The organism is Aeromicrobium sp., from assembly GCF_014378035.1.
Lineage (GTDB): Bacteria > Actinomycetota > Actinomycetes > Propionibacteriales > Nocardioidaceae > Aeromicrobium.
On record NZ_JACMOM010000389.1, the window covers coordinates 1 to 6,819 of the forward strand.

Annotated in this window: 5 protein-coding genes and 1 pseudogene; 1 reads left to right on the top strand and 5 read right to left on the bottom strand. The window is 67.6% G+C overall.

The window, feature by feature from the left end; translation table 11 throughout:
* On the bottom strand, positions 1-2,170 hold a 2,170-nt coding region (locus H7290_RS20685; RefSeq protein ID WP_290515904.1), incomplete at its 3' end, for a polyribonucleotide nucleotidyltransferase.
* A 256-nt stretch (positions 2,171-2,426) separates the two neighbouring features.
* Complete coding sequence (gene rpsO / locus H7290_RS20690; RefSeq protein ID WP_290515907.1) at positions 2,427-2,681, bottom strand: 30S ribosomal protein S15; 255 nt, start codon at positions 2,679-2,681, stop codon at positions 2,427-2,429.
* 188 nt (positions 2,682-2,869) lie between these two features.
* Between rpsO and H7290_RS20695 the strand changes: the two genes are divergently transcribed.
* Positions 2,870-3,802, top strand: a complete 933-nt coding sequence (locus H7290_RS20695) for an SGNH/GDSL hydrolase family protein (RefSeq protein WP_290515905.1) — start codon at positions 2,870-2,872, stop codon at positions 3,800-3,802.
* On the opposite strand, the gene H7290_RS20700 is transcribed toward H7290_RS20695, so the two are convergent.
* The 3 genes and pseudogenes from H7290_RS20700 to H7290_RS20710 all read right to left on the bottom strand — a co-directional run.
* Positions 3,799-4,731, bottom strand: a complete 933-nt coding sequence (locus tag H7290_RS20700) for a bifunctional riboflavin kinase/FAD synthetase (RefSeq protein WP_290515908.1) — start codon at positions 4,729-4,731, stop codon at positions 3,799-3,801. The two genes, H7290_RS20695 and H7290_RS20700, sit on opposite strands and share 4 nt — an antisense overlap.
* A 157-nt stretch (positions 4,732-4,888) precedes the next feature.
* The gene (locus H7290_RS20705) at positions 4,889-6,151 is read right to left on the bottom strand and encodes a phosphatidylserine/phosphatidylglycerophosphate/cardiolipin synthase family protein (RefSeq protein WP_290515906.1); all 1,263 of its coding nucleotides are present in this window, start codon (positions 6,149-6,151) and stop codon (positions 4,889-4,891) included.
* A gap of 155 nt (positions 6,152-6,306) precedes the next feature.
* A pseudogene (locus tag H7290_RS20710) lies at positions 6,307-6,819 on the bottom strand (tRNA pseudouridine(55) synthase TruB); the annotation flags it as partial.

A 6,819-nucleotide genomic window follows, 5' to 3' on the forward strand; every position in this document is an offset into this window, starting at 1 on the left:
AGAGCTTGCCGCGGTCGCCGAGCTCGGCGATCTCGACCAGGATCTTCTGACCGACGGAGACAACGTCCTCGACATTGGTGACCCGCTGGCCACCGTTGTGCTCACGGAGCTTGCTGATGTGCAGCAGACCGTCGCGGCCCGGTGACAGCGAGATGAAGGCGCCGAAGTCGACGACCTTGACGACGGTGCCGAGGTAGCGCTCGCCGACCTCGGGCATCGTCGGGTTGGCGATGGCGTTGATCGCGTCGCGTGCGGCCTCGGCCGCCTCGCCGCTCTCTGCCCCGACGTAGACCGTGCCGTCGTCCTCCAGCGAGATGTTCGCGCCCGTCTCGTCCTGGATCTGGTTGATGATCTTGCCCTTGGGGCCGATGACCTCACCGATCTTGTCGATGGGGATCTTGATCGTGATGATCCGCGGCGCGTAGGGGCTCATCTCGTCGGGCTCGTCGATGGCCTCGGCCATGACGTCGAGGATCGCGACGCGCGCGCCGTAGGCCTGCGTCAGCGCACCGGCGAGGATGTCTGCCGGGATGCCGTCGAGCTTGGTGTCGAGCTGCAACGCCGTGACGAACTCGCGCGTTCCGGCGACCTTGAAGTCCATGTCACCGAAGGCGTCCTCCGCGCCGAGGATGTCGGTCAGCGTGACGAACGTCTGCTTGCCGTCGACCTCTCCGGAGATGAGGCCCATCGCGATGCCAGCGACCGGCGCACGCAGCGGCACACCGGCGTTGAGCAGGCCGAGCGTCGAGGCGCAGACCGAGCCCATCGACGTGGAACCGTTGGAGCTGAGGGCCTCAGACACCTGTCGGATCGCGTAGGGGAACTCGGTACGCGTGGGCAGGACCGGGAGGAGCGCACGACCCGCGAGGGCACCGTGGCCGATCTCGCGGCGCTTGGGCGAACCGACCCGGCCGGTCTCACCGGTCGAGTAGGGCGGGAAGTTGTAGTTGTGCATGTAGCGACGCGACGTCTCGGGCGAGAGAGTGTCGAGCTTCTGCTCCAGGCCGAGCATGTTGAGCGTGGTGATGCCCATGATCTGGGTCTCTCCGCGCTGGAACAGTGCCGAGCCGTGGACGCGGGGGACGACGCCGACCTCGGCGCTCAGGGCACGGATGTCGGCGAGCCCACGGCCGTCGATGCGGACGTTCTCACGCAGCACGCGGTTGCGGACGACCGACTTGGTGACGGCGCGCACAGCGGCGCCGAGCTCCTTCTCGCGTCCCTCGAACTCAGATCCGAGCTGATCGATGACGTCGGCCTTGATGGCGGACTCGCGCTCTTCACGATCAGCCTTGTGCAGGATCGTCAACGCCTCGGCGAGCGGGCCAGCGGCAATGGCGGCGACGGCGTCGTAGGCGTCGTCCTCGTAGTCGAGGAAGACCGGGAAGTCGCGGACCGGCTTGGACGCAACGGCGGCCAGCTCGGCCTGTGCCTCGCACAGCTGGCGGATGAAGGCCTTGGAGGCCTCGAGGCCACCGGCAACGATCTCCTCGGTCGGGGCCTGGACACCGCCCTGGACGAGGTCCCACGTGGCTTCGGTGGACTCGGCCTCGACCATCATGATCGCGACGTCGCTCGTGCCGTCATCCTTGACGGCGATGCGGCCGGCGACGACCATGTCGAACACGGCGTTCTCGAGCTGGCTGTGCGTCGGGAAGCCGACCCACTGACCGTCGATCAGGGCGACGCGGGTGGCGCCGATGGGGCCGTTGAACGGCAGGCCCGAGATCTGCGTCGACGCGGAGGCCGCGTTGATCGCGAGGACGTCGTACGGGGTGTCGGGGTTGAGCGCCAGGACCGTGATGACGACCTGGACCTCGTTGCGCAGGCCCTTCTTGAACGTCGGACGCAACGGACGGTCGATCAGGCGGCAGGTGAGGATGGCGTCCTCGCTGGGACGTCCCTCACGACGGAAGAACGAGCCCGGGATGCGACCCGCGGCGTACATGCGCTCTTCGACGTCGATCGTGAGGGGGAAGAAGTCGAAGTGCTCCTTGGGGTGCTTGCCGGCCGTCGTGGCCGACAGCAGCATGGTGTCGTCGTCGAGAAAAGCCGCGACCGCACCGGCGGCCTGCTGGGCGAGGACGCCCGTCTCGAAGCGGATGGTGCGGGTGCCGAAGCGGCCATTGTCGATGACTGTCTCGGAGGTGTGAAGTGTGGATTCCGTCATGGAAGTCCCTTCCACAGGCATGAGCCTGCTCTTTGGGACGGACGCACGCAGGCGGTGGAGCCAGGGCCGGTCGTCGATCGAGGCCCGCGGAAGCCGCCTTGAGGCGGGTCCGAAGGCCACTACCGAGGACCGAGCACGTCGTGCCTGTGTGCCTCGTCAGGGGTGTTTTCAGTATGCAGTTGTGCAGGGTTCCCGCCAGGTGGAGCACCCGGAAGGAAGGCGGCCACTTCACTGGGAAGTGACCGCCTCAGGGTTGTCAGCGACGCAGACCGAGACGCTCGATGAGCGAGCGGTAACGCTCGATGTCGGTGTTCTGCAGGTAGTTCAGAAGGCGACGACGCTGACCGACGAGAAGCAGCAGACCACGACGGCTGTGGTGGTCGTGCTTGTGCTCCTGCAGGTGACCGGTCAGGTGCGAGATACGACCGGTGAGCAGCGCGACCTGGACCTCAGGAGATCCGGTGTCGCCATCACTGAGTGCGTACTGCTTGATGATCTCGTCCTTGGGCATGTCTGCGACCGTGGGCGCAGCAGTCTTCTTCGACACTTTTCTCCTCTGAGGTTCCGTTGCACGGCGCGCCCGGGCTTGTCCACCGGGGCACTATGGTTCCGTGGCCGATCACACGGCATTTCCCAGAGTATCAGCGCCGGTGGCGCCGCGGCCAATCGCCGGTTGGCCCCCCTCGATAGCCTCGTCCCATGGGCTGGGTAGCGGTGTGCAGGTCGTCCACGGTTGTCGTCATGCTCGTGGTGCTGGCCAGCTGCTCGTCGCGACCGGCGCCGGCCTCTGTCGCTCCTCGCGACGCCAGCACCCCATCGGCCACGTCCTCCGCATCGCCCAGCCCCTCGCCGCTCGCGCTCGACCTGCCGACCATCGACTCCTACACCTCGATCGGCGACTCGTTCGCATCCGGCCCGGCACTCGGAAAGATCCGGGACGACTCGGGCTTCTGTCTTCGCTCCGACCACAACTGGGCCTCGATCCTTGCGACGACGCTGGGCACGCGCACCGTCGATGACGTGAGCTGCGCCGGGGCCACCACCGCCGATGTTCTCTCGTCCCACACCGTGCCGGGCATGGTCGTGCCGGCGCAGCTTGATGCGGTGAGGGCCACCACCGATCTCGTGACGGTGCAGATCGGCGGTAACGACGGCGGGCTGTTCTCCTCCCTGGTGTCGGCATGCGCGCAGGGGTCTGGAACATGCTCGACGTTCGCTGACGACACTGCTCCGGCGATCCTGCGCGTCAGCACCGACCGGGTCGCTCGGGTGCTCGATGCCGTCCACACCAAGGCTCCGAAAGCTCGTGTGCTCGTGGTCGGCTACCTGCGGATCCTTCCGGACACCGGCACCTGCAAGGCGGTACAGATCAGCGCGTCAGATGCCCGCGCTGCCGCCTCTGCCGAGGTCGGGCTCGACTCCGCACTGGCCAGCGCAGCCCGCAGCGGTCGCGCCGAGTACGTGTCGCTGCGCGCTCTCTCGAAGGGCCATGACGCCTGCGCCGGGGACAACGCCTGGACCAACGGGGCGACGGTCGCTGACGGCGAGGGCATCGCCTACCACCCCCGTCTGGCCGGAATGGCGGCCGTGGCGCAAGCCGTCGCGCAGCACCTCTCCACCACGCCTCGCTAGGACGACAGCGCCACCCGAGTGGCCGCAACATCGAGATGCATCTGCTCGACGAGCGCGTCGACACCCTCGTACTTGACCATCCCGCGGAGCCTGTCGACCAGCTCGACCCGGATGGACTCGCCGTAGAGGTCGAGATCGGTGCGGTCGAGGACGTACGACTCGACCCTGCGCTCCACGCCGTCGAACGTCGGGTTGCTGCCAACCGAGATCGCAGCCGGAAGGCGCTCGCCCCCATACTGCGGGCGGACGACCCAACCGGCGTAGACCCCGTCGGGAGGGACTACGTACGACTCGTCGACCGGGACGTTGGCCGTCGGAAATCCCAGCTCGCGACCTCGCTGCTCGCCCTGACGAACGACGCCGGACACCTCGTGCGGGCGGCCCAGCACCGCGGCTGCCTCACGCAGCTTGCCTTCGGCCACGAGCGTCCTGGCGAGGGTCGAGGAATAGGGCTGACTTCCTCCGTCGAGGTGCAGGCCATCGACGGCGAAACCGGCGCGCGCCCCCGCCGCTCGCAGGAAGGTCGTGTCGCCACCCGCGTGTGCCCCAAAGCGGAAGTTGTCACCGACCGCCACCAACGCCGAGGTCAGCTGCTCGACGAGAACCCGGTCGACGAACTCTTGCGGAGTCCACGCAGCCATCTCGGCGGAGAACGCCAGGATCCGCACCTCGTCGGCTCCCGCGGCGCGAAGCAGCTCGACCCGCCGCTCTGTCGTGGTGAGACGTTTGGGGGCCCGATCGGGAGCGATGACCATCAACGGGTGCGGTTCGAAGGTGACGGCGATGACCGGAAGGCCGCCCGCCAGCGCGCGCGTGCGAGCCAGGACGTGTTGGTGCCCGCGGTGCACGCCGTCGAAGTTGCCGACCGTGACGGCTGACGGCTCCCGTCGGCGAGCCGTGGACGCCCCCAGGAGGTCTCGCCAGATCATCACGGGAAAACTGTGCCACACCGGTCCGCAGACGGGTTGGGGAGCCAAACCTAAGAACACCCTCACCTGCTCCTCATCGAGCGCGGTTGCCAGCTGACGTACTGCCGGGGCCACCGACGTGCACCGATCCGCCCCCGCAAAGTCCTCGTCCGCGCCGTCAGAGCAGGGGGCCCAGCGGCTTGAGGATCAGCTCGTAGATCCTCTTCACGAGTGGGCGCTCGTCCCACTCGCGCCGGGTGAGGCGGTCGCTGTTGCCGAGGTCGACCTCGAACATCTCCTGCATTCCTTTGGCAAGGCCGGGGTCGAGGATCTCAAGGTTGATCTCGTAGTTCCCCGTCAGGCTCAGGCGGTCGATGTTGGCAGTGCCGATCGTGCTCCACTCGCCGTCGATCGTGGCCGTCTTGGCGTGCACCATGTGATCGCGGTAGCGGTGGATCTCGACCCCTGCGCGAAGCAAATCACCGTAGAAGCCACGCGAGAGCCAGTCAGTCACGACGTGGTTGGACACCCGCGGCACCAGTATCCGCACGGCGACGCCCCGCCGCCGAGCCTGCAGGATCGCCTGGAGGATGTCGTGGTCAGGGATGAAGTAGGCCGCTGTGATGTCGATCGAGTAGTGCGCGCGGTCGATCGCCTCGAGGTACATGCCCCTGATCGGGAACATCAGCTGCCGCGGCACGTTTCGGTGCGCCCTGATCTGGGGCTGCCAGCCGGCCGTCCCGCGTGGCTCGAGGTGGTTCGGTTCGATGGCCCGACGGAACAGCCGGCGGCGGGGAGTGTTCCAGAAGTCGATGAAGGCGTTGTCGAGGTCCCACACCGCTGGGCCCTCGATCTTGACGTGGGTGTCACGCCACTCGGTGGCGTAGGAGTCGCCGATGTTGTAGCCGCCGACGAAGGCGACGGACTCGTCGATGACGAGGATCTTGCGGTGATCGCGGCCGATGCGGCGCGGGTTGAGAAGCTGGCACGACGACAGGACCGGATACTTCATGATCTCGACGCCCGGGAAGTCGAAGAAGCTCCGCCGAACGACCAGGTTGGCGAACCCGTCGTAGATCACGTGGACCGACACGCCACGGGCAGCCGCCTCCACGAGGGCGGTCCTGAACCGCCGACCCATCGCGTCATTCTTGATGATGTACGTCTCGAGCAGGATGCGGTCGTCGGCTCGGCTGATGGCGTCCAGCATGTCCTCGAACAGCGTGGCACCGTAGGTGTACGTCGTGGCCGCGCTGCCGTCATTGATGGCGTGGCGAGTCGGCTCCGCCGAGGGCAGCTCGCCGACGTCCTTGTCGCGGAACGTCTTGCGAATCTTGGTCGTGATCATCAGTGAGGCCACCGCTGCGACCTGAGCGGCCAGCGTCATCAGCAAACCTCGCCGCACGAGCAGCCGGGCGTGGGACGGACGTCGAATGCTCATGGTGCCTCACCCTACTGATCCGCCCCACCCTCACCGGGTCTCCGTTCCCGCTGAGTGTGACGTTTCTGCGGTCAAACCGCGGGTTTCACCGCACAAACGTCACACTCGGCGGGGGCGGCTGGGCGGGGCGGGGGCAGGCGGGGCTGGGACGGGGTTCAGACGAAGACGGCGACGGGTCTGGCGTCGGGGCCGCGCTGCTCGTAGAGAGCGAGGAACCCCCCCGTCGGCGCGAAGACGGCCACCGCGCCCTCGGCACCGAGCTGCACTTCGCGCAGCGAACGGCCGAAGCGCACGTCTGCCGCACCGGTCTCGTCGAGCTCGTAGGACGCGAAGCTCGCGCGCGCGACGTCGTCGAGGCCCACGACCGTGAGCGACTCGGCCAGCTGCTCCAGAGTGCGCGCCTGCCCGATCGTGAACCCGCCCACCCGTGTGCGTCGCAGCATCGTGAGGTGTCCCCCGACTCCGAGGTCTCTACCGATGTCGCGGGCGAGAGCACGCACATAGGTGCCGCTGGAACACACGACCCGCACGTCGATGTCGACGACGTCGCCGACGACCCGGACTGGTCCGAGCTCGAGCTCGGACACCGTCACGGCGCGGGCCTTGGGCTCGACGGCCTCCCCTGAGCGAACCCCCGCATACGAACGGACGCCGTCCACCTTGATCGC